This window comes from Uliginosibacterium sp. H1 (assembly GCF_036017065.1).
Classification (GTDB): Bacteria; Pseudomonadota; Gammaproteobacteria; order Burkholderiales; family Rhodocyclaceae; genus Uliginosibacterium.
In genome coordinates, this window is record NZ_JAYXHR010000001.1 from 738,280 (window position 1) to 762,348 (window position 24,069).

Genomic DNA, 24,069 nt, shown 5'->3' on the forward strand with positions numbered 1-24,069 from the left:
CGCCACCGCCTCTACGTCGATCGCCGTATTGCCGCGCGTATCAATACCGATTGAACCTTTCGCAGCGATGCGGCTCAATCGGCCCATGCCACGCAATGCCCTCTTCCGTTCCCTCCGCCCGCGCGCCGCCCTGGGCGCGCTGTGTGCGGCCGTTTTCATTCTGCTGGGCGCTACGGCTTGCCAGAGCGTCGACGGCTGGCAGCGCGGCCTGATCTATCGCCCCAGCGCCCAGCTGGAGCGCACACCTGACAACGCTGGCCTGGGTTACCAGGACGTGTGGATCGACGCGCCCGCCGCCGGCAGCTTCAACGACGGCAAGGTGCATGGCTGGTGGTTGCCGGCACGGGAGGCGGATGCGCCGGCCCTGCTGTTCCTGCACGGCAACGCCGGCAATCTCGGCTACAACCTGGGCATCGTGGAGCGGCTGGCGACGCTGGGCTACTCGGTGCTGGCCATCGACTACCGCGGCTTCGGCCGCAGCAGCCCGGGCGTGCCGGACGAGCCCGCCCTGTACGCCGACGCGCAGGCCGCCTGGAAGGAACTCGCGAAGCTGGCGCCGCGGGCCTCGCGCCGCGTCATCTACGGCCATTCGCTGGGTGGCGCGGTAGCGATCGACCTCGCCAGCCGCGTGCCGGATGCCGGCGCGCTGATCGTCGAGAGCAGCTTCACCTCGATGGCCGACATGGCGGAGGTGCGCGGCTACGGCTGGCTGCCGGTGTCCTTCATCCTGACCCAGCACTTCGCCTCCCGCGACAAGATCGCCAGGGTGAGCGTGCCCACGCTGTTCATCCACGGCGAGCGTGACGGCATGGTGCCGGCGACGATGAGCCGGCAGCTCTTCGAACTCGCCAAGGGACCGAAGGAGCTGTTGATCGTGCCCGGCGCGCGCCACGCCAACGCCGGCATGGTCGCGGGCGAGCAGTGGCGGCAGGCGATCCAGCAGGTGAGCACCCCCAGCACGCTGTCGGCCGCCGTGCCGGCGCTGCCGCTGGGCACCGTGCAGACGACGACCCTGCCCACCTCCGCCAGCGCAGCTGGCAACTGATCGACACTTCATCGACACCTGACTCCATCCGGCTTCGGCAAGCGGCATGGCAGCCGGAGCAGCCATACGCAGGTCGGTACAGATCCCGCCATCCTCCTGACAGAATGCTGTCAGCAGCAGGCGCGCAGCATGGCGACTCCTTCACCCCCCCAGAGGAGTCGATCATGTCCAGCACCCCGCAACTGAACGCCGTCAACTGGTTCGAAATCCCCGTCAGCGACCTGGGTCGCGCGCAGCAGTTCTACCAGACCCTGCTCGCCCGGCCGCTGGAGCGCATGAATTTCGCCGGCACGGACATGGTGTACATCAGCTTCTCGCAGGAAGGCATCGGTGGCGCGCTGGTCACCGACCAGAACCGCCCTTCGCTGGACGGCACCACCGTGTATCTCAACGCCAATCCGGAGCTCGACCCGGTGCTCGCCCGCGTGGCAGCGGCCGGCGGCAAGCTGCTGACGCCGCGCACCGAGCTGCCCGAGAACATGGGCGTCTTTGCAGTCATCCAGGACAGCGAGGGCAACCGTGTCGGTCTGCATGCTGATCGCTGACCGACCGGTACCGCCCGCAGCAACCGCAACGGCCGCCGTGACCAGCGTTTGCTACTACGTCGCCTGCAGCCTCGACGGCTTCATCGCCGCCGAGGACGGCGGCACCGACTGGCTGCCGCCCATCGACCCGGACGGCGAGGACTTCGGCTTCGGCGAATTCTTCGCCGGCATGGATGCGCTGGTGATGGGCCGCCACACCTGGGAGCAGTCGCTGACACTGGTCGGCCCGGATGCGCCGTGGCCGTACGGCGACAAGCCCTGCTGGGTGATGAGCCGCCGGCCGCTGAACCCGCCGCACGCCAGCGTGCGCGTCAGTGCGGCCACGCCGCGCAGCGTGCTGGCCGCCGCCCACGCGGCCGGCCAGCAGCGCGTATGGCTGATGGGCGGCGCGGCGCTGGCGCGCAGCTTCCGCGCGGAAGGGCTGATCACCGACTACATCCTCAGCATCGTGCCGGTGATCCTCGGCAAGGGCATTCCCCTGCTGCAGGCCGACGAGACGATGACCCACCTGGAATTGCTATCCTCCCGGCAGCTTGGCGGCGGGCTGGTCCAGTTGCACTACCGGCGCAAACTGCCTTCGGCACACTGACGAGAGAGTGAAGGAAAGACAGCCATGCCCATCCACCGCATCGGCGAATTCACCGCCCGCGAAGGCCAGGAGAGCGCCCTGCGCGGCTTCTTCATCGCCACGGTCCTGCCCTTCATCCGCGCCTCCGCCGGCAATCTGGGCTGCGAGCTGCTGCAGGACTGCGAGCAGGCGCGCCGCTTCGTCGTCATCGAGCAATGGGAAAGCGCAGCGGCACACGCCGCGTCGCTGGCCAGCGCGCCCCCGGAAGCCTTCGCCGCCGTCCTGCCGATGCTGGATGGCATGCCGGCGGGCGCCTGGTACCTGAAGCAGGAGAGCCGATGAACGACGGGGCACCGCGATGAGACGCGCCGACCGGCTGTTCCGCATCGTCGAACTGGTGCGTGGGCGACGCCTGTCTACCGCCGCCTGGCTGGCGGAACGCCTGGAGGTCAGCGAGCGGACCATCTATCGCGACGTGGCGGACCTGATCGCACAAGGCGTGCCCATCGAAGGCGAGGCCGGTGTCGGCTACCGCATGGGCGCCGGCTACGAACTGCCGCCACTGATGTTCAGCCGCGCCGAAGCGCAGGCGCTGGTGGCGGTGGTGCGCATGGCGCGTGACCGCATCGGCAGCATCCAGGCCCAGGCGGCGGAAAACGCACTGGGCAAGATCATGAGCGTGCTGCCGCCGGCGGAACGCGCGGCGGCCGAGCGCCTGCAACTCTACGCGCCGACCTACGGCTTCGACGACATGACGCGGCACATGCTGGACAGCGTGATGGCCGCCACCGAGATGCGCCGCAAGCTGCGCCTGCAGTACGAGACGGAAGGCGGCGATGGCAGCGAACGCATCGTGCGGCCGCTGGGCACGCTGTACTGGGGCCGCGCGTGGACGCTGGTGGCATGGTGCGAGTTGCGCAACGACTTCCGCAGCTTCCGCATCGACCGCATCCAGGCGCTCGACACCCTGGGCGAAACCTGGCGCGACGAGCCGGAGCAGACGCTGCAGGCCTACTTCCGCCGCGAGCGGGCACGCATGGAAGCCTGCGGCGAGTACGAGCCGGCGCTCGATCCGTCCAGTGTCCCCCGTGCCCCCAGGCCTGCCCCGGCTGGCGGCATGGCACGTGACATCGCACGCGACATCGCACGTGATACATCCAGCCACACATCGACCGGCCACGCTTCGAGCGAAGACGGCGGGCCGCAACACCGCCCGCAAGACTCTCGCCCTCCGGACGAGGACGATCCTTTCGGGCGATAATTACGGGATGCAAGGTCGCAATCCCGTCTTTCAGTACCCGTCATTCCTGCGTTTCTGGTTCGGTCGCGTGGCAACCACGATGGGCAACCAGATGATGATGGTGGCGGTGGGCTGGCAGATGTACGACCTCACCAACAGCGCCTGGGACCTCGGTCTCGTCGGCCTGTGCCAGTTCCTTCCCTCCCTCGCGCTCATCCTCGTCGTCGGCCAGGTGGCCGATCGCTATGACCGCCGCCGCATCCTGTCGCTGTGCGTCGCCGCCGAGGTGCTCATCTCGCTCGGCCTCGTGTGGGCCACGCTGGGCGGCTGGATCAACCGCGAGACCATCCTCATCGCGTCGGTGCTGCTCGGCGTGGCCAAGGCCTTCCAGATGCCGGCGCAGCAGGCGCTGTCGCCCTTGCTGGTGCCCGCCGCAGTGCTGCCGCGCGCGCTGGCCTTCAATTCCTCCGGTGCGCAGGCCGGCATCATCGTCGGGCCGGCCATCGGCGGCTTCATCTACGTGGCGGGCGCACAGGTGGTGTACCTGGTCGCCGGGGTGATGTTCCTCGCCGCCGCCCTGCTGTTCGCCAGCGTGCGCTACGAACACACGCCGACGACCACGCGCGAGCCGGTGTCGCTGACCAGCATCTTCGCCGGCATGACGTTCATCTGGCAGCGCAAGGCGGTGCTGGGCGCCATCTCGCTGGACCTCTTCGCGGTGCTGCTCGGCGGCGCCACCGCCCTGCTGCCGATCTTCGCCAAGGAGATCCTGCACGTCGGCCCCTGGGGCCTCGGCCTGTTGCGCTCGGCACCGGCCGTGGGCGCACTGGCCATGTCGCTGTGGCTGGTGCACAACCCCATCGAACGCCGCGTCGGCAAGGTGATGTTCGCCTCGGTGGCGGTCTTCGGCGTGTGCATGCTGGTGTTCGCGCTGTCCACGTCCTTCCTGCTGTCGCTGTTCGTGCTGCTGATCTCCGGCGCCGCCGACATGAACAGCGTGGTGATCCGCCAGTCGCTGGTGCAACTGGAAACGCCCAACGAGATGCGCGGCCGCGTCAGCGCGGTGAACTCCATCTTCATCGGTGCGTCGAACCAGCTCGGCGAGTTCGAGTCCGGCGCCACCGCCGCCTGGTGGGGCGTGGTCCCCTCCGTGGTGGTCGGCGGGCTCGGTACGCTGGCCGTTGTCGCCATCTGGATGAAACTCTTCCCCGACCTCACCCGGCGCGAGAAACTCGTGTCCGCGCCGCCCCCCACCGCCTGATTCGCTTCAACCCACGATTTCCATGCTGCACGACGCTTTCTCCCTCGCCCAGATCCTGGGTTACGCCGCCTTCGTCCTCGGCGTCGGCTCCTTCCTGCAGAAGAACGACCGCCACTTCAAGCTGTACATGACCGGCGAGTGCATCGCCTACGCGCTGCATTTCTACATGCTGGGCAACTACACTGCCACCGCCAGCTCCATCGTGTCGGTGGCACGCTCGGTGCTGTCGCTCTACACCCGCTCGCTGTGGATCGCGCTGACCATCGTCGCGATCAACATCGCATTGGGACTGGCGCTGGTGAAGACCTGGACCGACTGGTTGCCGCTGATCGCGTCCTGCACCGGCACGCTGGCGCTTTTCCTGCTGCAAGGCATTCCGATGCGCCTGCTGATGCTGGTCGGCACCCTGCTGTGGCTCGCCAACAACATCATCACCGGCTCGTACGGCGGCACGGCGCTGGAGATCGTGATCGCGATCGTGAACTGCACCACCATCTGGCGCCTGATGCGCGACCAGCGCCTGGCAGGCACGCCAGCGGAGACCCCACGCGATGTATAACCCCAGCCGCGACCAGGCCCGCGCTTTCTTCGCCGACGCCTGGCGCAAGTACAACGACAAGACCCCGCTGACGCCGATGGAAGACATCGGCGTGCGCATCGTCCTGCTGCATCCGGAGTACCACGCCCTGCTGGCGGACGAGGACTCGCTGCACCGCGACTTCTCGCCGGAAGACGGGCAGATCAATCCCTTCCTGCACCTGTCGCTGCACCTCGCCATCGAGGAGCAACTGAGCATCGACCAGCCCCCCGGCATACGCGCCGCTTTCGAAATGGCGATACAACGGCACGGTGGCGAACAGCACGACGCCCTGCACGACGTGCTGGAGTGCCTGGGCGAGACGATCTGGAAGGCCCAGCGCGAGGGCAAGCCGCTGGACGCCGTGACCTACGTGGAGTGCGTGCGGCGTCGCTCGCAGCAGGCCTGAAGCCAAGCTAGCGCGGCACGAGCCCCTTCACCGCGTTGGCCCGCGCCACGCAGGTGATCTGCCCGGAAGCGTCCTCGGCCGGCAAGCGGGCCTGCACCCGCGACCTGAGGACGGAAGTATCCTCGGCCCCCATTTTTGCCAGGATGAGCCCCACGCTCGGCGCACCCAGCGCCGTCGCCCAGAAGTCCTCGAAGCCCTGGAAGCTGCGATGCACGGTGATCTCGCGGGTCTCGATCGCCTCCAGCCCCGCACCGTCCCACAGCGCCTGCAGGACGTCGACGCGCGAAGCCTCCGGGCTCGGCGGTGCCGGCACTGCGAAGCCCAGGCCGCGCAATTCCGCGAGCAGCGCTTCATAGGGAAAGCCACCTCCGGTCATGTCCCAGCCGTAAGCCGTGACGGCGCCACCAGTACAGACCACGCGCTTCATTTCAGCCACGCCTCTGGCGGGCTCCGGCACGAAGAAAATCACCAGCGGCATCACGGCGATATCGAAGCTGCCGTCGGCGTAGGGCAAGGCCATGGCGTCTCCCTCGCGGAACCCGGCGGCAGCCAGCGCGGGTCGCGAGCGTGCGTAGGCGAGTTGCTCGGCGGAAGGATCGACACCGTGCAGGGAGGCAGGCGCGCAACGGTCGGCGAGCATCTCGGTGAAGGCGCCGTTGCCGCAACCGACGTCGAGCCATCGCAATCCCGGCGCCGGGGCCAGCCAGTCGAGGAAGGTCTCCCCCGCGAGCTGGCTCCACTTGCCCATGTATCGCTCATAGGCGCCACCATCCTTGAAGCGGATCGGGTCCGTCGTCATGCAGCATCACCTCCTCAGCACGTGCGCCCTGCGCGCAGAAAAGCAAAACGCAGCCCGAAGGCTGCGTTTCTGTATTCAAGGCGGCGAGCCTGACCCCCGGCACTTACAGTGAGTGGTTATGGCTGCTTCCTTCCGGACCTGACCAGGTTCCCACGCTGCAATGCGGGGAGACCCGCCGCCGTGCATTCTACCCCAAAAGCTGCGCGATCCAGCCGCCCCCGGGCAAGTCCGAAAACAGTCCCTTACTGCTTCGACGGAATGTTCAGCAGCGGTGCGACGCTCATGTTGGCCGGCACCACCACCGTGTTGGTGTTGCCCTTCTCGGCGAACTTCAGCAGGGCCTGGTTGGCCTCGTGCTGCAGGTATTCACGGGTCAGGCTGTCCGCGATGATCTTGTTGGCGCGCGAGATGCCTTCGGCTTCGGTGACGCGGATCTCGGATTCCTTCTTGGCGATCTCGGTCTGGATGGTCATCGCCTCCAGCTTCTTCTGGTTGGCCACCGCATTGCGGATCGACTCCTCGATGGACGGATCGGTCGCTACCGAGCGGATCACCACGCGGGTCACCTGGAAGACCTTCGGGTCGTTCTTCTCCAGCTCTGCCTGCACGTTGTCGCGGATCGCGCCGGCGATCGCATCGCGGCGCGTATGCATCACCAGGGAATCGACCTTCGCCACTTCCTCGTAGGCCGCATTGCGCACCACGCGATGCAGCAGGCCGAAGGCCGGCAGCCACTGCTTCGTCTCCCCGTCGTACTGCGACTGCCCGGAGTACTTGGACTGCAGCTCGGCGATCTGCCCCTGGTCCGCCTTGTAGTAGATGCTGATGTCCATGTCGCGCAGGCTGAGGTTGTCCTTGGCCTTGGGCGTCAGGTCCTGCAGGTCGATCACCACCTCCTTGGCGGTGAACTCGCGCACCGTCGAGATCAGTGGCCACTTGAGGTATACGCCGGGCGTCACTTCGTCCTGCGAGATGATGCCCAGCGTCTGGCGGATGCCGACGTTGCCGGTGCCGATGGTGCCGGCGGTGCCGATCAGCAGCGCGAGGCCCAGTCCGAGCAACACCACGAAGCCCAGCAGCTTTCCACGGTTGTGCATTCTTGTTCTCTCCCTGTTGTGCGGCCATCGTCGGCCTGCGCCGCGACGCTAGCACAGCTTTATGAGCGAGGCTGGCCTGCCCGCTGGCGGGCCGACGAATGCAGGCGTCTTACCTTGGACGGCTTTCCCAGATCTTCTGCAGCCGTTTGACACTCACCGGCATCGGCGTCTTCAGCTCCTGCGCGAACAGGCCGATGCGCAGCTCCTCCAGCATCCAGCGGAACTCCTCCAGCGACTCGTCATGCACGCCGGCCTTCTGCTTGGCGATCCACTCGCGCTCCCAGGGCTGGGCCAGCGACCGCCAGTCGCTCATCAACTGCGCGTCGCGATCCGCGTTGTTGCGCAGTTTGTCGAGGCGCACGCCGGCGCCCTTCAGGTAGCGCGTGAAGTTCGTGAGGCGCTCGTAGGGATGCGCGACGAGGAAGTTCTTCGGCATCAGCTTGCCGGTATGGGCGTGGAGGTCGGCGACTGCCTCCGGGAAAGTCTTCAGTCCCGACAGGCGCTTCTGGAGGCCGAGGTACTCCGTCATCAACTGGCCGGCCAGGCGCATCAGCTCCTGCGCCACCAGGCTCATGCGCGGCTTGGCGTCTTGTGCGCGCTGCGTGAACGAGGCCGCATCCTTCGGCAGCGGATCGAGCAGGCAGGTGCGGCCCAGCGTCGCCTCGACAAGTTGCGCCTTCAGTTCGGCCTCGGTGCCGAAGGGAATGAACTGCAGGGCCAGCTCGCGCAGGCCGGGCAGCTTCTCGATGGATTTCACCTGGTCCTTCAGCGCCAGCGCGAACAGGCGCGACAGCCCCTTGCGATGCACCCTGGCCGCCTCGTCCTCGGTGTCGTAGGGACGCAGGCTCACCGAGTCACCATCGTCATGCAGGGCCGGGAAGCCGATCAGGTTGCGGTTGCCAACCTTCACTTCCAGCAGTTCGGGCAGTTCGCCGAAGCTCCAACTGGTGATGCCGGTGAGCTGCGTGGGCGCTGTGCTGGCTGCTTGCTCCTTCGACGCAGATGCTTGCGGGGCCGGACTCGCCCTCCCCGCTTGGGACGACGCGGCAGGCGCGGCGGCCTCCTCGGTCGGGGCACGACCCGCAACATTCAGCGCCGCCAGCTGCGCACCCATCGAGCCTTCCACCTGCGCACTGCGGAATGCGGCCGCCACCTGGTCCTTCAGCTTGACGCGCAGCTCCGGCAGGTTGCGCGACTGCATCATCACGCGGCCATGCTCGTCGATGACGCGGAAGTTCATGAAGCAGTGCGGATTGATGTTCTCCAGGCGGAAAGCCGCCAGTTCCAGCTTCAACGACACGCGGTTCTCGACGAAGTGCTGCAGGCATTTCAGCAACGGTTCGTCGCGGTTGTGCTGACCTTCCTCCACCTCGGCCAGGAAGGCACGCGTACTCTCGCCGATGGGTTGCAGGCGATGGCGATGCTTCTGCGGCACGGTCTTCAGCAACGCGGTGACCTTCTCTTCCAGCAGGCCGGGCACCAGCCATTCGCAGCGGTTGGCGCTCACCTGGTTGAGCATCGCCAGCGGCACGGCCAGCGTCACGCCGTCGTCCGGCGCCGAGGGTTCGTGCACGTAGCTGAGCTTGAGCTTCTGCCCCATCACTTCCATCGAGCCGGGGAAGTTGTCGCTGTTCACGCCAGCGGCCTCGTGGCGCATCAACTGCTCGCGTTCGAGGTGCAGCGTCTTGCCGCCCGCGCGCTCGGCCTGCTTGCGCCAGGCTTCGAAGGCGCGCAGATCGGTCACGTCCGCGGGAACCTGCGCGTCGTAGAAGGCGTAGATCAGGTGCTCGTCGACCAGCAGGTCGGGCCGGCGCATCTTCTGCTCCAGGCGCTCGATCTCTGCGATCAACCGCCGGTTGTGCTGGAAGAAAGGCATGCCCTTCGCCGACGATTCCTCGATCTCGCCCTGCACCAGGCCGTCGCGGATCAGCAGCTCGCGGCACAGGGCCGGGTCGATGTGGTCGTAGCTGCAGGCGCGTCGCGCATACAGGGTGATGCCATGCAGCACCGCGCGCTCCCAGGCGCGCACCGCCCCCTTGCCCTTTTCCCAGTGCGGCTCGTACACGCTCTTGCGCAGCATGTGCGCACCGACTTCCTCCAGCCACTCGGGCTCGATCTTCGCGATGCAACGGGCATACAGGCGCGTGGTGTCGATCAGCTCCGCCGCCATCAGCCACTTGCCGACGCGCTTGCTCATGTAGCTGCCGGGATGCGGCCAGAATTTGATGCCGCGCGCGCCCTGGAAGGCGCCGACGTTCGGCCCCGTCGCATCCTCGATCTTCAGGCCGATGTGGCCCAGCAGGCCGGACAGCAAGGCCTTGTGGATGTCCTCGTAGCTGGCCGGCTTGTCGTTCTCCTTCCAGCCATGCTCGGCGCACAGCGCGTGCAACTGCCCATGCACGTCGCGCCATTCGCGCAGGCGCAACCAGGACAGGAAGTGCTGCTTGCACCAGGCCTTCTGCTTGCTGGAGCTCTCGTGCTTCCAGACCTGGTCGAACGCCTGCCACAGGTTCCAGAACCACAGGAACTCGCTGCGCGGCTCGCCTTTCTCCTCGGGCGCAAGGCGGAACTTCGCGTGCGCCTGGTCGGCGGTGCCGGGTTGCTCCGGCGGACGTTCTCGCGGGTCCTGCGTGGAAAGCGCGGCGGCGATGACCAGCACCTCGCGCAGGCAACCACGTTCGCGCGCAGCGAGGATCATGCGGCCGATCTTCGGGTCCAGCGGCATCTTCGCCAGTTCGCGGCCAACGTCGGTCAGGTCATTGTCGTCATCGACCGCGCCCAGCTCCTGCAGCAGCTGATAGCCGTCGTTGATCATGCGCGGGCTGGGCGCGTCGATGAAGGGAAATTCCTCCACCGCACCGAGCCGCAGGCCCTTCATGCGCAGGATGACGCCGGCCAGCGATGAGCGCAGGATTTCCGGCTCGGTGTGCGACAGGCGTGCGTTGAAATCGTCCTCGCCGTAGAGGCGAATGCACACCCCGTCCTGCACGCGGCCGCAGCGACCGGCGCGCTGGCGTGCGGCGCTCTGCGCGATCTTCTCGATCTGCAGCAGCTCCACCTTGTTGCGGTGGGAATAACGGTTGAGACGTGCCAGGCCCGTGTCGATGACGTAACGGATACCCGGCACCGTCAACGAGGTTTCGGCCACGTTGGTCGACAGCACGACGCGCCGGCCATTGCTACGGCCGAACACGCGCGCCTGCTCCTGTGCGGACTGGCGCGCGAACAGCGGCAGAATTTCCGCGCCCTGCGGGTGGTCCTTGCGTAGCGCCTCAGCCGCTTCGCGAATCTCGCGCTCACCCGGCAGGAAGACCAGCACGTCGCCGGGACCTTCGCGCTGTAGTTCGGCCACGGCATCGACGATGGCGTCGTTCAGTTCCTTCTTGGCGGACTGTGCGCGGCGGGCGTCGCTGCGGTCATCGCGGCGTTGCAGACGGCGGTCGGTGGCGGACTTTTGCGTCGGCTCCTCATCTTCGATCGGCCGGTAGCGCATCTCGATCGGATACAGGCGGCCCGATACCTCGATGACCGGCGCCGGCTTCTCCGGCGTGCCGAAGTGCTTCGCGAACCGATCGGCGTCCAGCGTCGCGGAGGTGATGATGACCTTCAGGTCCGGCCGCTTCGGCAGCAACGTGCGCAGGTAGCCGAGCAGGAAGTCGATGTTGAGGCTGCGCTCGTGCGCCTCGTCGATGATCAACGTGTCGTAGGCCGACAACGTCGGGTCACCCTGGGTCTCGGCCAGCAGGATGCCGTCGGTCATCAGCTTGATGTAGCTCTGCGCGCTGGTGTGATCGGTGAAGCGGATCTTGAAACCGACCGTCGTGCCCAGCTCGCTCTTCAGTTCCTCCGCGATACGCGTGGCGGTGGCCCGCGCGGCCAGCCGGCGCGGCTGGGTGTGGCCGATCAGGCCGGTCTCGCCGCGGCCGAGCTCCAGGCAGATCTTGGGTAGTTGCGTGGTCTTGCCGGAACCGGTCTCGCCACAGACGATGACCACCTGGTGCTGGCGGATCGCTTCTGCGATCTCGGCCCGCCGCTGGTTGACCGGCAACTCGTCGGGGAACGTCGGCTTCGGCAGGTTCTCGCGCCGTGTGGCGCGCGTAGCGATGGAGCGCTCGAACTTCTCGCGCAAGGCATCGGGCAGATCAGCGAGCGCACGCGCCGGCCGCTTCAGATCACGAAGCTGGCGACGCAGGCGGGGACGGTCGGCGGAGAGGACGAGATCGAGCAGATCGGGCACGGGGAGCAGCCGGGATGGCGCGGCAAACAAAGCGCGCGATTTTACCGCGCACGCTGCGTGTCATTGCGCCAGCCAGCCAGCGTCGCCAAAAGATTGCCGGCACAGAAGATTGCCGACACAGAGGTCGTTGGGCTTCGTTTCACTCAGCCCAACACGTCACTGTCCGCAGGACTCCAGCAGCTCAGACCTTCCGCCCGATCCGCGCCGTCAGCGGCCAGCTCACGCCGCGCGCTTCCTGCGGGTGCCCCCACAGCGGCAGCAGCTCGCGGGCCAGCGCCTCGACGGGGTCCACGTTGTACATGCCGACATAACGGCCGGTGGCGGACCAGCTGCGCAGGTAGCCCATCAACTGCGCGAGCGTCCAGTTCACGCTCAGCGTGTAGGGCGGCACGTCGATTTCCTCGAAAGGGAAATCCAGTTCGCGGTAACGGGTGTCGACGTGGCGGCGCTCCGGGTTCCACAGGCCGCCCAGCGTCTCGGTGCGGAAGCGCTGCACCAGCACGTCGATTTCCGGGTCGTCCATCTCGACCACGCCGTAGGTCCACGCCGCCAGCACGCCACCCGGCACCAGCACGCGCCGGGCCTCGGCATAGAACGCTTCCAGCGGGAACCAGTGCAGCGACTGCGCGCAGGTGATCAGGTCCACGCTGCCGGTTTCCAGCCCGCTCTGCTCCGCCGGTGCCACGCGCCACTCGACCTTCTGGCAGGGCGGCGCGGCGGCGATCTGGGCGGTGGAAAAGTCGCTGCCGATCACGTGATCGAAACGCCCGGCCAGGTCCAGCGTGGCCTGCCCGCTGCCGCAACCTGCGTCCCAGGCCAGCTTGCGATGCGGCACCCAAGCCAGCAGGTAGTCGTAGAGCGACTGCGGGTAGCGCGGACGGAACAGCACGTAGCCCTGCGCGAGGGTGGAGAAATCGTCTTTGCCAGTGGGCTGGCCGGGGGTCGAGGTCATGGCGGGCTCCTTCGCCAGCCAGATTACACGTTGCAGGCAAGCAGCCGCCAGCCCGGCCAGGGAATGATTCAGGAAAATTTGATTTGCATGTGCTATTGCGATCAACGATGATCTGGCCGGATTACCCGCAGTGCACAAGACAGGTGCCTGCTTCGCATCAGGGCTGGTTCTCGAAGGAGAGGTCATGCGCAAGTGGCGGAACGGATCGGGTGGCTGGGCAATGACAGCCGTGGCTGCAGCATTCCTGGCGCTGGTCCTCGGCGCATGTGAAAAAAAGGAGCCCGCCGCCAAGGGCCCACCCCCCGCCCCGGTGCGTGTCGCCACCGTCGTCCAGCAGACCATCCCCGCCACCACTGAGTTCGTCGGCCGCGCACAGGCCTATCGCTCCGTGGAAATCCTCGCCCGCGTGGAAGGCGTGCTGGAAAAGCGTCACTTCACCGAAGGCACCAACGTCCAGACCGGACAGCTCCTCTACACCATCGAGTCAGCCCCCTTCGAGGCGGCGCTGCGTGATGCGCAGGCCGTGCTGGCGCGGCAGGACGCCACCCTGGTCAATGCCCGCTCGCGCGAGGCACGGCTGGCGCCGCTGGTGAAGGAAAACGCGATCAGCCAGCAGGAGTACGACAACGCGGTGGCCTCGATGAAAGAGGCCGAGGCCTCGGTCGCCGCCTCGGCGGCGCAGGTCGAGACCGCCAAGCTGAATCTCGGCTACACGAAGATCTACGCCACCGAGAACGGACGCATCGGCCAGAGCCTGGTGCCGGAGGGCCGGCTGGTCGGGCGCGGTTCGCCGACGCCGCTGACCACCATCGACCGCATCCATCCCATTTACGTGAGCTTCACGGCGTCGGACAAGGACGTGTTCGAGTTCCGCCGCGCGCTGACCAGCGGCAAGATCAAGGAAGGCAAGGAGCAGACGGCGCAGGTGCTGTTGCCGGACGGCAGCATCTACGAGGAGTCCGGCCGCATCGATTTCGCCGACATCCAGATCGGCCAGGGCACCGGCACGATGACACTGCGCGCCGTCCTGCCCAACCCCAAGGCCGAACTGCTGCCGGGCATGTTCCTGAAGGTGGATGTGAACTCCGGCGAGATCCCGAACACCGTGCTGGTGCCGCAGAAGGCGGTCATCAAGTCGCCCACCGGCCACAACGCCTGGGTGGCTCGGCCCGACGGCAGCGCGGAGCGCCGCGACCTGCTGGTGGGCAAGTGGTACAAGGACCTGTGGATCGTCGACAAGGGCCTGCTGCCGGGCGAGAAGGTCATCGTCGACGGCTACCAGAAGCTGCAGCCGGGATCGAAGCTGGTGATCGTGCCCGACGGCGCGCCGATGCCCGGCGCTGCCGCAGCACCCGCCGCCGCGAAATAAGGGAGGCCCGCTATCATGGGTTTCTTCGTCACGCGGCCGGTGTTCGCCACCGTCATCGCCACCATCCTCGTGCTGCTCGGTCTTCTGTCGGTCAGCCAGCTCGCCATCGAACAGTACCCGGTGGTCGCGCCACCGCAGGTCAAGGTGACCGCCACCTATCCCGGCGCCAGCCCGGAGACGCTGGAACAGACCGTCGCCGCGCCCATCGAGCGCGAGATGAACGGCATCGAAGGCCTGCTGTACATGAGCTCCACCAGCTCGTCGAGCGGCCTCATGGAGCTGACCATCTCCTTCGAGCCGGGCACTGACCTAGACCTCGCGGAAGTGGAGGTCAACAACCGCGCCAAGCGCGTGGAGCCGCTGCTGCCGGAGATCGTGCTGCAACAGGGCCTGAAGGTGGACAAGACCAACCCGCAGATCCTGATGATCGTGGCGCTGAGTTCCGAAGACCCGCGCTACGGCCAGTTCTACCTGTCCAACATCGCCTACACCGCGCTGATCAACGAACTGAAGCGCCTGCCCGGCGCGGGTGACGTCACGTTGTTCGGCAACCCCTACTCCATGCGCCTGTGGGTGGACCCGGACGCGCTGGCCAAGTACAGCATGTCGGTCACCGACGTGATCAACGGCGTGAAGGAGCAGAACCAGAACTTCGCGGTCGGCGAGATCGGCCAGGCCCCTGCGCCGACCGGCCAGGTGCTGACCTTCCCGATCCAGACCGCCGGCAGCCTGGTGGAAGTGTCGGAGTTCGCCAACATCATCCTGCGCGCGCAGAGCGACGGCTCGGTGGTGCGCGTGCGCGACGTCGCGCGCGTGGAACTGGGCACCGAGGACTACCAGATCGTCTCCCGCCTGGACGGCAAGACCGCCTCGGCGATGGGCATCTACCTTCGCCCCGGCGCCAATGCGCTGAAGCTGGCCGAGGCGGTGAAGGCGCGCATGGAGACCTTCGGCAAGACGCTACCGCCGGAGATCAAGTGGTCCATCCCCTACGACACCACGCGCTTCGTCACCGCTTCCATCGAGCTGGTGCTGCACACCTTCGTGGAAGCCTTCGTGCTGGTGCTGATCGTGGTGTACCTCTTCCTCGGCAACCTGCGCGCGACGCTGGTGCCGATGATCGCCATCCCGGTGTCCATCATCGGCACCCTGGCCGGCATGCTGGTGATGGGCTTCTCGATCAACATGCTGACCCTGTTCGGCATGGTGCTGGCCATCGGCATCGTGGTGGACGACGCCATCGTGGTCGTCGAGTCGGTGGAAGAGATCATGCACCGCGAGCATCTCTCCGCCGTGGAAGCGACGAAAAAGGCCATGGCCGGCATCGGTGGCGCCATCGTCGGCGTCACCTCGGTGATCTGCGCGGTGTTCGTGCCCATCGCCTTCCTCGGCGGCGTCACCGGCACGCTGTACAAGCAGTTCGCCATCACCATCACCATCTCCACGCTGCTGTCGGCCATCACCGCGCTGACGCTGACGCCGGCGCTCTGCGCGCTGATCCTCAAGCCGGGCATGCACAAGCCGAAGCCGATCCAGGCTTTCGACAATTTCTTCGCGAAAGTGACGCAGCACTACACCACCGGCGTCGGCGGCGTCATCAAGCGCGCATTGCGCTTCGGCCTCATCTACCTGGTGCTGATCGGCGGGCTGGTCCTGCTGTTCAAGACCATTCCCACCGGCTTCGTGCCGGAAGAGGACAAGGGCACGGTAATGGTAGCCGTCGACCTGCCCGCGGGTGCCTCGCCGGAACGCACGCTGGAAGTAGTGAAGCAGGTGGAGGCCTACTTCCTGAAGGAACCCGCGGTGCAGAACGTGGTGGCCATCACCGGCTTCTCCATCTTCTACCGCTACGCCAACCAGGGCTTCCTGTACGTGACGCTGAAGGACTGGAAGGAGCGCGAGGACCCGGACCAGTTCGTGCTGAAGATCATCGAGCGCGCCAACCGCTCGCTGTATGCACTGCCCGAGGCGCGGGTCTACGTGCTGAACGAACCGCCGATCTCCGGCATGGGCAACATTGCCGGCTTCGACTTCCGGCTCGTGTCCACCGACGGCGATCGCGCCAAGCTGGACCAGGCCGCGCAGGACATGGCCGCCGCCGCAGCGCAGGAGCCCTCCCTGATCGGCGTGCGCAGCGTGGCGGCGCCGATGGTGCAAACGCTGTACCTGGACGTGGATCGCAACAAGGCCAAGGCGCTGGGCGTGAGCCTCGCGGAGCTGTACCAAGGCGTCGGCGCGCTGATGGGCTCCAGCTTCATCAACCAGTTCACCCAGTTCGGCACCAACCTCAAGGTGAAGCTGCAGGCCGAGCAGCAGTTCCGCTCCGACCCGTCCTTCCTCGGCCGTTTCTACCTGCGCAACATCGAAGGCAAGCTGGTGCCCTTCTCGTCGCTGATGAAGACCGAATGGCGCTTCGCGCCCATCGCGCTGAACCGCTACAACGGCTACGCGTCCGTGCAGCTCAACGGCACCTCGGCGCCCGGCCACAGCTCGGGTGAGGCCATCGCGGCCATGGAGCGCATCGCCGCCGAGAAGCTGCCCGAAGGCGTGACCTACGAATGGTCCGGCCAGTCCTTGCAGGAAAAGCAGTCCGGCGGCCAGCAGGGTTTCATCTTCGTGCTGTCGCTGATCTTCGTGTTCCTGTTCCTGTCCGCGCTGTACGAGAGCTTCTCGCTGCCGGTGGCGGTGTTCCTGGTGGTGCCGATCGGCATCCTCGGCGCGCTGGTCGCGCTGTTCCTGCGCGGCACGGCCAACGACGTGTTCTTCCAGGTCGGCCTCATCACCCTGATCGGCCTGGCGGGCAAGAACGGCATCCTCATCGTGGAGTTCGCCAAACAACGCTGGGAGGAAGGCCAGAGCACGCTGGACGCCGCCATCGAGGCCGCGCGGCTGCGGCTGCGGCCCATCGTCATGACCTCGCTGGCCTTCATCCTCGGCGTGCTGCCACTGGTGAAGGCCACCGGCGCCGGCGCCGCCACCCAGCACTCGGTGGGCACCGGCATCCTCGGCGGCATGCTGGCCGCCACGCTGATCGGCGTGTTCTTCACGCCGCTGTTCTTCTACGCGATGAACCACCGGCGCGACAAGCGACGGGCTTCGCCGCCGGCAGCCGATACGACCACCGGCGTCGACGTGGGTGGAAAGGCAGGCACGCCATGAGACGCGTCGTCCGTCGCATCCTGCCAGCGAGCCTGGGCCTTGCAATGCTCGCGGTGCTGGCCGCCTGTGCCAGCAAGCAGCAAGTGCCCCCGCCCGAGGTCGACATGCCGCCGGCCTGGCGCTACACGGCAGCAGGCGCCGACCCCGCCGCGCAACCGTGGATACCGCTGCTGACCGATCCGGAGCTGGACGAACTGGTCACCGCCGCCCTGCGCTACAACCGCGACCTGCGCGCTGCCGCCGCCCGCGTCGACCAGGCCCGCGCCCTGTGGGGCACGCAGGATGCCGGCCGCTGGCCCATGCTGAGCGCGGGTGGCAATGCCACGCGCGGCAAGCAGCCGGTTGCCGCCGGCGTCGACAACCGCATCGGCGAATCCGGCCAGGTCGCCGTGCTGGCCAACTGGGAGCTCGACCTGTGGGGGCGCATTGCCGACAGCTCGGAGTCTGCGCGCCAGAGCTGGCTGTCCACCGAAGAGAGCTACCGCGCCGCACGCGTCAGCCTGGTGTCGCAGGTGGCGCAAGGCTGGCTGCGCCTGCTGGAAGTCGACGAACAGGTGCTCATTGCCGAAAACACCGCGAAGGCACAGCGCGAATCGCTGCGGCTGGTGAACCTGCGTTTCCGCGGCGGCGTGGCCTCGCAGGTGGACGTCAGCCAGGCCGAGTCCGCGCTCAGCACCTCGGAGAGCTCGCTGGCCGAACTGAGGGCCAATCGCGTGCAGGTGGAGAATGCCCTGGCCGTGCTGGCCGGGCGGTCGCCACAGGCGCTGCAGCTGGCACGCACGCGCCAGATCGTGCAGTTGCCCGCCCCCGCCACGCTGGGCGCGGGCCTGCCGTCCGAACTGCTGCAGGCGCGGCCGGACATCCGTGCCGCGGAACGCAGCCTGGCCGCCACCCAGTTCGACGTCTCCGCCGCCCGCAAGGCCTTCCTGCCCAGCATCAGCCTCACCGGCCTGCTCGGCTTTGCCAGCTACGACCTGTCGCGGCTGCTGGACGCGGGCAGCGAGGCCTGGTCGGTCGGCGCCGGCATCACCCAGCCGCTGTTTACCGGTGGCGCCCTGCGTTCGCAACTCGACCTCGCCAACGCCCGCCAGCGCGAGGCCACCGAACGCTATGCCGCCGCCGTGCTGCAGGCCCTGCGTGAAGTCGAGGACGCGCTGGCCAGCTACCAGCACCTGCGCGACCAGGCGGCCGCCCAGGCGCGCGGCGTGGCCGCCAACCGCGAACGCCTGCGCCTGGCGGACCTGCGTTACCGCGGCGGCGTGACCGACTACTTCGAGGTGCTCAACGCCCAGCAGCAGCTCTTCGCCGTGGAGCTCAGCCGGGTGCAGAGCGAACGCGCGGTACGTGCCGCCCTGATCCAGCTATACGCCGCACTGGGCGGCGGCGAGGCTGCCACGGACACAGCCCCGACCGCCGAGGCGTCGCCTCCCGCGACGAATCGCTGAGCAAGCCAACCAGATACGCAAACCGGGCGCCCGGAACCGAGGCCCGGCGCACGGAAAGTCGACGCAGGGCAAAGCCGCGGCCCCACCGATGGCTACACTGTGCATCGGGCGCCGGTCAGCAGCCAGCAAGCTGCGGCCGGCACGATGGGAAGGCTGACCGGGTTTGCGCACGCAACATGGACGAAAAGCACTACCTCTCATCACTGTTCGACCCCCGCAGCGTGGCGATCATCGGCGCCACCGAGCGCGAAGGCGCGCTGGGCCGGGTGCTGGTGCAGAACATGCTGGATGCCGGCTACCAGGGCGGCCTCCACGCGGTCAATCCCAAGCATCGCACCGTGCTGGGGATCACCTGCCGTCGCCGCATCGGCGATGTGCCCGGCCCGGTGGATCTGGCCATCATCGCGACGCCGGCCCGCACCGTGCCCGACATCGTGAGCGAATGCGGCAAGGCCGGCGTCAAGGCAGCGGTCGTGTTGTCGGCGGGCTTCGGCGAGACCGGCGCCGCCGGTGCCCAGCTGGAAATGGAAACGGTGCGCAACGCCAAGCGCCACGGCCTGCGCCTGCTGGGGCCCAACAGCCTGGGGCTGGCGCGGCCCTCGCTCGGGCTCAACGCCACCTTTGCACTGGGCAAGCCCCTGCCCGGCAGCATCGGCTTCATCTCGCAGTCCGGCGCGCTGTGCGCCGCCATCCTCGACTACGCCCGACCCAACCAGGTGGGCTTCTCCAGCATCGTCGCGCTGGGCGTCGCCAGCGATATCGACTTCGGCGAAGTACTGGACTACATGGTCTGGGACAACCGCTGCGAATCCATCCTGCTGTACATCGAAGGCGTGCGCGACGCGCGACGTTTCCTGTCGGCCCTGCGCGCCGCTGCGCGCGCCAAGCCGGTGATGGTGCTGAAGAGCGGCCGCCATCCGGTCGGCCTGCGGGCGGCGCAGTCGCACACCCGCGTGACCGGTGGCGACGACGCGGTGTTCGACGCCGCCCTGCGCCGCGCCGGCGTGATCCGCCTGCAGAACCTGTCCCAGCTGTATGCCGCCAGCAAGGCGCTGTTCGCGCACTTCCGGCCGCGTGGCAACCGCCTGGCCATCGTGACCAATGGCGGTGGCCCGGGTGTGCTGGCCGCGGACTGCGCGGGTGATCTCGGCATTCCGCTGGCCGACCTGTCCACCGACACGCTGGTGCGGCTGGACCGCATCCTCCCGCCGGAGTGGTCGCGCGACAACCCGGTGGACCTCGTCGGCGATTCCGACCCCCAGCGCTACGCGCAGGCGCTGGCCGAACTGCTGACGGACAGCGGCGTGGACGGCGTGCTGTGCCTGCTGAGTCCGCAGGCGATGACCCGTCCGGTGGAAGTGGCCCAGCGCGTCATCGCGCTGGCGAAGAAAACCGACAAGCCCATCCTCACCTGCTGGCTGGGCGACGAACAGGCGCGCACCGCGCGCGACCTGCTGCAGGCCGCCGGCATACCGTCGTTGCGCACACCGGAGAATGCGGTGGAGCTGTTCTCCAACCTCAGCGCGTATTACCGCAACCAGCAGTTGCTGACGCAAGTGGCGGCCCCCATCGTGGAAGACCGCCCGCCCCTGCTGGAAGCCGCCCGCCTGATCATCGACACGGCGCTGCTGGCCCGCCGCACCACGCTCACGCGGCTGGAGTCCATGGCCCTGCTGACCGCCTTCCACATTCCCACGGTGCCGATGCAGGTGGCCTACCACGCCGACGAAGCGGAGACCGTCGCGGCTGCCCTCGGATTCCCGGTCACCCTGCGACCCAATGCACCGCTGCCGGTGCAGGGCGCGGGAGCCGTCAGGCCGCGCCACGACCTGCACAGCGCGGTGGCGGTGAACCTGGCCTGGGCGGAGATGAGTGCCGACATCGCCCGCAGCATGCCGGCCGCGGTACATGACGGCATCGTCATAGAACCGACGGAGCACGCGCTGAACGTGCGCCAGCTGATGCTGCGCGTATGGCGCGACCCGGTATTCGGCCCGGTCATCGGCGTGGGGGAGCGCAGCCTCGACCCCCAATACTGGCCTGATCGCGCCGTCGGCCTGCCGCCGCTCAATGCCTTCCTCGCCAATGACCTGCTGTCGCAGACGCGCGCAGCCCGGCGTATGCAGGCGCTGGACGGCCTGCCCGCCGCGAACGTCAAGGCCGTGGAGGACCTGCTGGAGAACGTCTCGGAGATCGTCTGCGAGCTGCCCTGGGTGCGTGCCGTCGAGCTGAACCCGCTGCTGGTGGACGACATTGCCGCCATGGTGATCGACGCCCGCATCGAGATCGGCAGCGTGGCGCACCTGGCGGGTCGCTACGATCACATGGCGATCCACCCCTACCCGGCCAACATGGTGCGGCACGCCAGCCTGCGCGACGGCAGTCCGGTCCTGCTGCGGCCGCTGAAGCCGGAGGATGCGGAACTGGAACAGGCCTTCGTCCGCCGCCTGTCACCGGAGACCAAGTACTTCCGCTTCATGAACGCGCTGCGCGAACTGCCGCAGAGCCTGCTGGCCAAGCTGACGCAGATCGACTACGACCGCGAGATGGCTTTCATCGCGACCGTCGAACGCGACGGACAGGAGTTCCAGATCGGCGTGTCGCGCTACGCCACCAATCCGGATGCCGACAGCTGCGAGTTCGCCATCGTCGTCGCCGACGAATACCAGCACAGCGGCCTGGGCCGCCAGTTGATGGCATTGATCATCGAAAGCGCGAAGGAGCGTGGCCTCAAGACCATGAAAGGCTCCTTCCTCGCCAGCAACGAACGGATGATCCGCTTCGTCGAAAGGCTGGGCTTCGTCGTCACGCGCGATGCCGAGGACCAGGGGCTGCGACACGGCGTGCTGGACCTGGAAACGGCCGCCCCGCCCCCGATGCCGTGAACGCGAACGCCCCGCCGGAGCGGGGCGTTCCTGTCAGCCTTGCACGAGGCAAGGCGCAGTACCGGCAAGGACGGACTTAGTCCGAATCCTGCTCCACCAGCACCGAGTTCTTCACCCGGCCGCTGGGGTCCAGCTCGACGTAGAGCTGTGCATCACCGATGCTGGAGCCCGCTGCCGGTGTTACTTCATACACCAGCGATTCACCTTGCGGGTTGCCCGGGATGTGGCCTGCCAGGGCCGGTCGGCCCAGCTGGCTGATCACTTCTTCCTTGGTCTGACCGTAGGAGACCATTCCGGCCTTCTCTTCGGTGATTTCCTTCGACAGCCAGTTCACTTCTGCTGCCATCACGCTACCGGCCATGAACGAACCGGCAACCAGGCCGGCCAGGATACGGGATCGAGTCTTCATGATTTCACTCCTTTTATCAGTTGCGAGGACAGCCTTCAGAAGAGCAGCCGTCAGGACCACTCTAGGCCCGCGCACCGGGCGCTCCCTGTAGGCATCGTCGGCAAGGACTGTAGGATTCGCGGAGGCATACCGGCGGCCGGTGTCTCACGTGTGCAACGGTGCTCCCGCCGGCATGCAGCATGATCCGGCTCAAGCTCCGCGGCGCCACTCGGCGCCGAGCTGTATGTAGAATGCTGTGACGCAAAAACACTCATCCGCGACCCGTCGGGGTCCGCACGCCATCCCCTGCACACATGAACACGCGACCCATCAACGTGATCATCATTGCCGAGGCCTTGCCTGCCCACCTGGAAGATGTCCACGCCATCATGGCCGAGGTTGCCAACCTCAGCCGCATGGAAGAGGGTTGCCTGCGCTATGACGTTTATTCAGACAGCGAGCATCCGACGCGCATGAACACCATCGAGCTGTGGCAAGACCAGGCCAGCCTGGACCGTCACCTCGCCTCGCCGCACGTGCGACGCGGTGTCATGCAGCTCATCGGCAAGATGGCCGGGTTGCCGCAATTGCGCATCCTGCGGCCGGCCGTCGAAGAGCTGAACTGAGCACCGTGGCCGATACCGCCCCCAAGCGCTGCACCTGGCCCGGCGAGGACCCGCTGTACGTCGCCTACCACGACGAAGAGTGGGGCGTGCCGGTGCATGACGACGGCAAGCTGTTCGAATTCATCACGCTGGAAGGTGCGCAGGCGGGCCTGTCGTGGATCACCATCCTGCGCAAGCGCGAGAACTACCGGCGCGCCTTCGCCGGCTTCGACGCCCGCAAGATTGCACAGTGGGACGACAGGCATGTCGAGAAACTGATGCAGGACGCCGGCATCGTGCGCAATCGCGCCAAGATCAACGCCACCATCGGCAACGCCCGCGCCTTCCTAGAACTGCAGGCGCGCCACGGCAGCTTCGCCGAATGGATGTGGGGCTTCGTGAATGGCAAACCCATCCAGAACCGCTGGAAGAGCACCAGCCAGGTGCCCGCCAGCACCCCTGTCTCGGATCTGCTGTCGAAGGAACTGAAGCGCGCGGGCTTCCGGTTCGTCGGCAGCACCATCATCTACGCACACATGCAGGCCGTCGGCATGGTGAATGATCACCTCACGACCTGCTTCCGCCATCGGGAACTCAGACCATGATCGATTTCAAGGGATTGCCTGCGGTACGCATCGTCGCACCGGACGGCGCAGAGGCAACCGTCCTGCTGCAGGGCGCACAGGTGTTGTCCTGGAAGCCGGCAGGCGGCCAGGAGCGCCTGTACCTGTCCGACCGCGCCATCTTCAAGCCGGGCGAACCGGTGCGCGGGGGCGTACCCATCTGCTTCCCGCAGTTCTCGCGTCGCGGCCCCCTGCCCCAGCACGGCTTCGCGCGCAACCTGCCGTGGGAATGCATCACCGAGCGCACCGGCGAGGACTACGCGATGACGGTGTTGCGCCTGGTCGACGACGAGACGACCCGCGAAGCCTGGCCCCATGCCTTCCAGTGCGAGCTGACCGTCAGCATCACCGGCCAGCGCCTGGACATGGAACTGGAGGTGCTGAACACCGACGATGAAGCCTTCAGCTTCACCGCGGCCCTCCACACCTACCTCGGCGTCCGCGAGGTGGAGGAAGCCACCCTCGAAGGCCTGCGCGGCCTGCGCTACTTCGACAACGTGCTGAAGCAGGAAGACTGCACCGAAACCGGCACCGAACTGGTGGTGGACCGCGAGCTCGACCGCATCTACTTCGACCTCCAGCGCCCGCTGCTGCTACGCGAACCCCGGCGCGCGCTGGGCATCAACGCCGAGAATTTCGCGGACGCGGTGGTGTGGAACCCGTGGGAGACCCGCACGCCGAGCATCGCTGACCTGCCTCCCGACGGCTTCCGCCGCTACCTGTGCGTGGAGGCAGGCGCCATCGGCCAGGCCGTCACGCTGACGCCGGAGCAGAGTTGGTGGGGGCGGCAGACCCTGGTGGCGCTGTAGCCGCCACGGCAGGGCCGACCGTCGCAGGCTGCGTCTGGCGGGTTCATTCCCGCTAG

At 67.3% G+C, this 24,069-nt stretch carries 20 protein-coding genes and 1 other RNA gene; 15 read left to right on the forward strand and 6 right to left on the reverse strand.

Annotated features, from left to right (window positions below):
- Window positions 1–85 precede the first annotated feature (85 nt).
- From VVD47_RS03360 to VVD47_RS03395, 8 genes are all read left to right on the forward strand, one after another.
- Window positions 86–1,045, forward strand: coding sequence for an alpha/beta hydrolase (locus tag VVD47_RS03360; RefSeq protein WP_327601986.1), 960 nt, complete (start codon window positions 86–88; stop codon window positions 1,043–1,045).
- 164 nt (window positions 1,046–1,209) lie between these two features.
- A complete protein-coding gene (locus tag VVD47_RS03365) occupies window positions 1,210–1,590 on the forward strand; it encodes a VOC family protein (protein ID WP_327601987.1) in 381 nt (126 codons plus the stop codon).
- A 37-nt stretch (window positions 1,591–1,627) separates the two neighbouring features.
- Window positions 1,628–2,179 carry a dihydrofolate reductase family protein gene (locus tag VVD47_RS03370; RefSeq protein ID WP_327601988.1) on the forward strand — a complete coding sequence of 184 codons (552 nt, stop codon included), beginning with the start codon at window positions 1,628–1,630 and terminating at the stop codon, window positions 2,177–2,179.
- A 24-nt stretch (window positions 2,180–2,203) separates the two neighbouring features.
- On the forward strand, window positions 2,204–2,500 hold the full coding sequence (locus VVD47_RS03375) for a putative quinol monooxygenase (protein WP_327601989.1): 297 nt from the start codon (window positions 2,204–2,206) through the stop codon (window positions 2,498–2,500).
- A 16-nt stretch (window positions 2,501–2,516) separates the two neighbouring features.
- Entirely contained in the window at window positions 2,517–3,419 is a 903-nt protein-coding gene (locus VVD47_RS03380) for a helix-turn-helix transcriptional regulator (protein ID WP_327601990.1), read from the forward strand.
- 67 nt (window positions 3,420–3,486) lie between these two features.
- The gene (locus VVD47_RS03385; protein ID WP_443080928.1) at window positions 3,487–4,659 is read left to right on the forward strand and encodes an MFS transporter; all 1,173 of its coding nucleotides are present in this window, start codon (window positions 3,487–3,489) and stop codon (window positions 4,657–4,659) included.
- 22 nt (window positions 4,660–4,681) lie between these two features.
- The gene (locus tag VVD47_RS03390; RefSeq protein ID WP_327601992.1) at window positions 4,682–5,218 is read left to right on the forward strand and encodes a YgjV family protein; all 537 of its coding nucleotides are present in this window, start codon (window positions 4,682–4,684) and stop codon (window positions 5,216–5,218) included.
- Window positions 5,211–5,645, forward strand: coding sequence for a DUF1841 family protein (locus VVD47_RS03395; RefSeq protein ID WP_327601993.1), 435 nt, complete (start codon window positions 5,211–5,213; stop codon window positions 5,643–5,645). Before VVD47_RS03390 ends, VVD47_RS03395 begins: the two co-directional genes overlap by 8 nt.
- Before the next feature lie 7 nt (window positions 5,646–5,652).
- Here the strand turns inward: VVD47_RS03395 and VVD47_RS03400 are convergent, their stop codons facing one another.
- The 5 genes from VVD47_RS03400 to VVD47_RS03420 all read right to left on the reverse strand — a co-directional run bounded on the left by VVD47_RS03400 (window position 5,653) and on the right by VVD47_RS03420 (window position 12,730).
- Complete coding sequence (locus tag VVD47_RS03400; RefSeq protein WP_327601994.1) at window positions 5,653–6,444, reverse strand: class I SAM-dependent methyltransferase; 792 nt, start codon at window positions 6,442–6,444, stop codon at window positions 5,653–5,655.
- Between the two features lie 79 nt (window positions 6,445–6,523).
- Window positions 6,524–6,621: signal recognition particle sRNA small type (gene ffs / locus VVD47_RS03405), an RNA gene on the reverse strand.
- 65 nt (window positions 6,622–6,686) lie between these two features.
- A complete protein-coding gene (locus tag VVD47_RS03410) occupies window positions 6,687–7,541 on the reverse strand; it encodes an SPFH domain-containing protein (protein WP_327601995.1) in 855 nt (284 codons plus the stop codon).
- 109 nt (window positions 7,542–7,650) lie between these two features.
- Window positions 7,651–11,778, reverse strand: a complete 4,128-nt coding sequence (gene hrpA / locus VVD47_RS03415; RefSeq protein ID WP_327601996.1) for an ATP-dependent RNA helicase HrpA — start codon at window positions 11,776–11,778, stop codon at window positions 7,651–7,653.
- A gap of 181 nt (window positions 11,779–11,959) precedes the next feature.
- Window positions 11,960–12,730, reverse strand: a complete 771-nt coding sequence (locus VVD47_RS03420) for a class I SAM-dependent methyltransferase (protein ID WP_327601997.1) — start codon at window positions 12,728–12,730, stop codon at window positions 11,960–11,962.
- Window positions 12,731–12,959: 229 nt separating this feature from the next.
- On the opposite strand from VVD47_RS03420, the gene VVD47_RS03425 reads away from it, so the two are divergent.
- From VVD47_RS03425 to VVD47_RS03440, 4 genes are all read left to right on the forward strand, one after another.
- Window positions 12,960–14,099 carry an efflux RND transporter periplasmic adaptor subunit gene (locus VVD47_RS03425; protein WP_327601998.1) on the forward strand — a complete coding sequence of 380 codons (1,140 nt, stop codon included), beginning with the start codon at window positions 12,960–12,962 and terminating at the stop codon, window positions 14,097–14,099.
- Window positions 14,100–14,114: 15 nt separating this feature from the next.
- Window positions 14,115–17,258: a multidrug efflux RND transporter permease subunit gene (locus VVD47_RS03430; protein WP_327601999.1), complete on the forward strand. Its 3,144-nt coding sequence runs from the start codon at window positions 14,115–14,117 to the stop codon at window positions 17,256–17,258.
- Complete coding sequence (locus tag VVD47_RS03435; protein ID WP_327602000.1) at window positions 17,255–18,703, forward strand: efflux transporter outer membrane subunit; 1,449 nt, start codon at window positions 17,255–17,257, stop codon at window positions 18,701–18,703. Before VVD47_RS03430 ends, VVD47_RS03435 begins: the two co-directional genes overlap by 4 nt.
- A gap of 176 nt (window positions 18,704–18,879) precedes the next feature.
- Entirely contained in the window at window positions 18,880–21,588 is a 2,709-nt protein-coding gene (locus tag VVD47_RS03440; protein WP_327602001.1) for a bifunctional acetate--CoA ligase family protein/GNAT family N-acetyltransferase, read from the forward strand.
- Window positions 21,589–21,664: 76 nt separating this feature from the next.
- Here VVD47_RS03440 and VVD47_RS03445 read toward each other — a convergent pair whose 3' ends face one another.
- A complete protein-coding gene (locus tag VVD47_RS03445; RefSeq protein ID WP_327602002.1) occupies window positions 21,665–21,997 on the reverse strand; it encodes a hypothetical protein in 333 nt (110 codons plus the stop codon).
- A 293-nt stretch (window positions 21,998–22,290) separates the two neighbouring features.
- Between VVD47_RS03445 and VVD47_RS03450 the strand changes: the two genes are divergently transcribed.
- Genes VVD47_RS03450 through VVD47_RS03460 form a run of 3 tightly spaced genes read left to right on the forward strand, consistent with a single transcriptional unit; the run spans window position 22,291 to window position 24,013 of the window.
- Complete coding sequence (locus VVD47_RS03450; RefSeq protein ID WP_327602003.1) at window positions 22,291–22,602, forward strand: putative quinol monooxygenase; 312 nt, start codon at window positions 22,291–22,293, stop codon at window positions 22,600–22,602.
- 5 nt (window positions 22,603–22,607) lie between these two features.
- Window positions 22,608–23,186, forward strand: a complete 579-nt coding sequence (locus tag VVD47_RS03455) for a DNA-3-methyladenine glycosylase I (protein WP_327602004.1) — start codon at window positions 22,608–22,610, stop codon at window positions 23,184–23,186.
- Window positions 23,183–24,013, forward strand: coding sequence for a D-hexose-6-phosphate mutarotase (locus tag VVD47_RS03460; RefSeq protein ID WP_327602005.1), 831 nt, complete (start codon window positions 23,183–23,185; stop codon window positions 24,011–24,013). Before VVD47_RS03455 ends, VVD47_RS03460 begins: the two co-directional genes overlap by 4 nt.
- Window positions 24,014–24,069 lie beyond the last annotated feature (56 nt).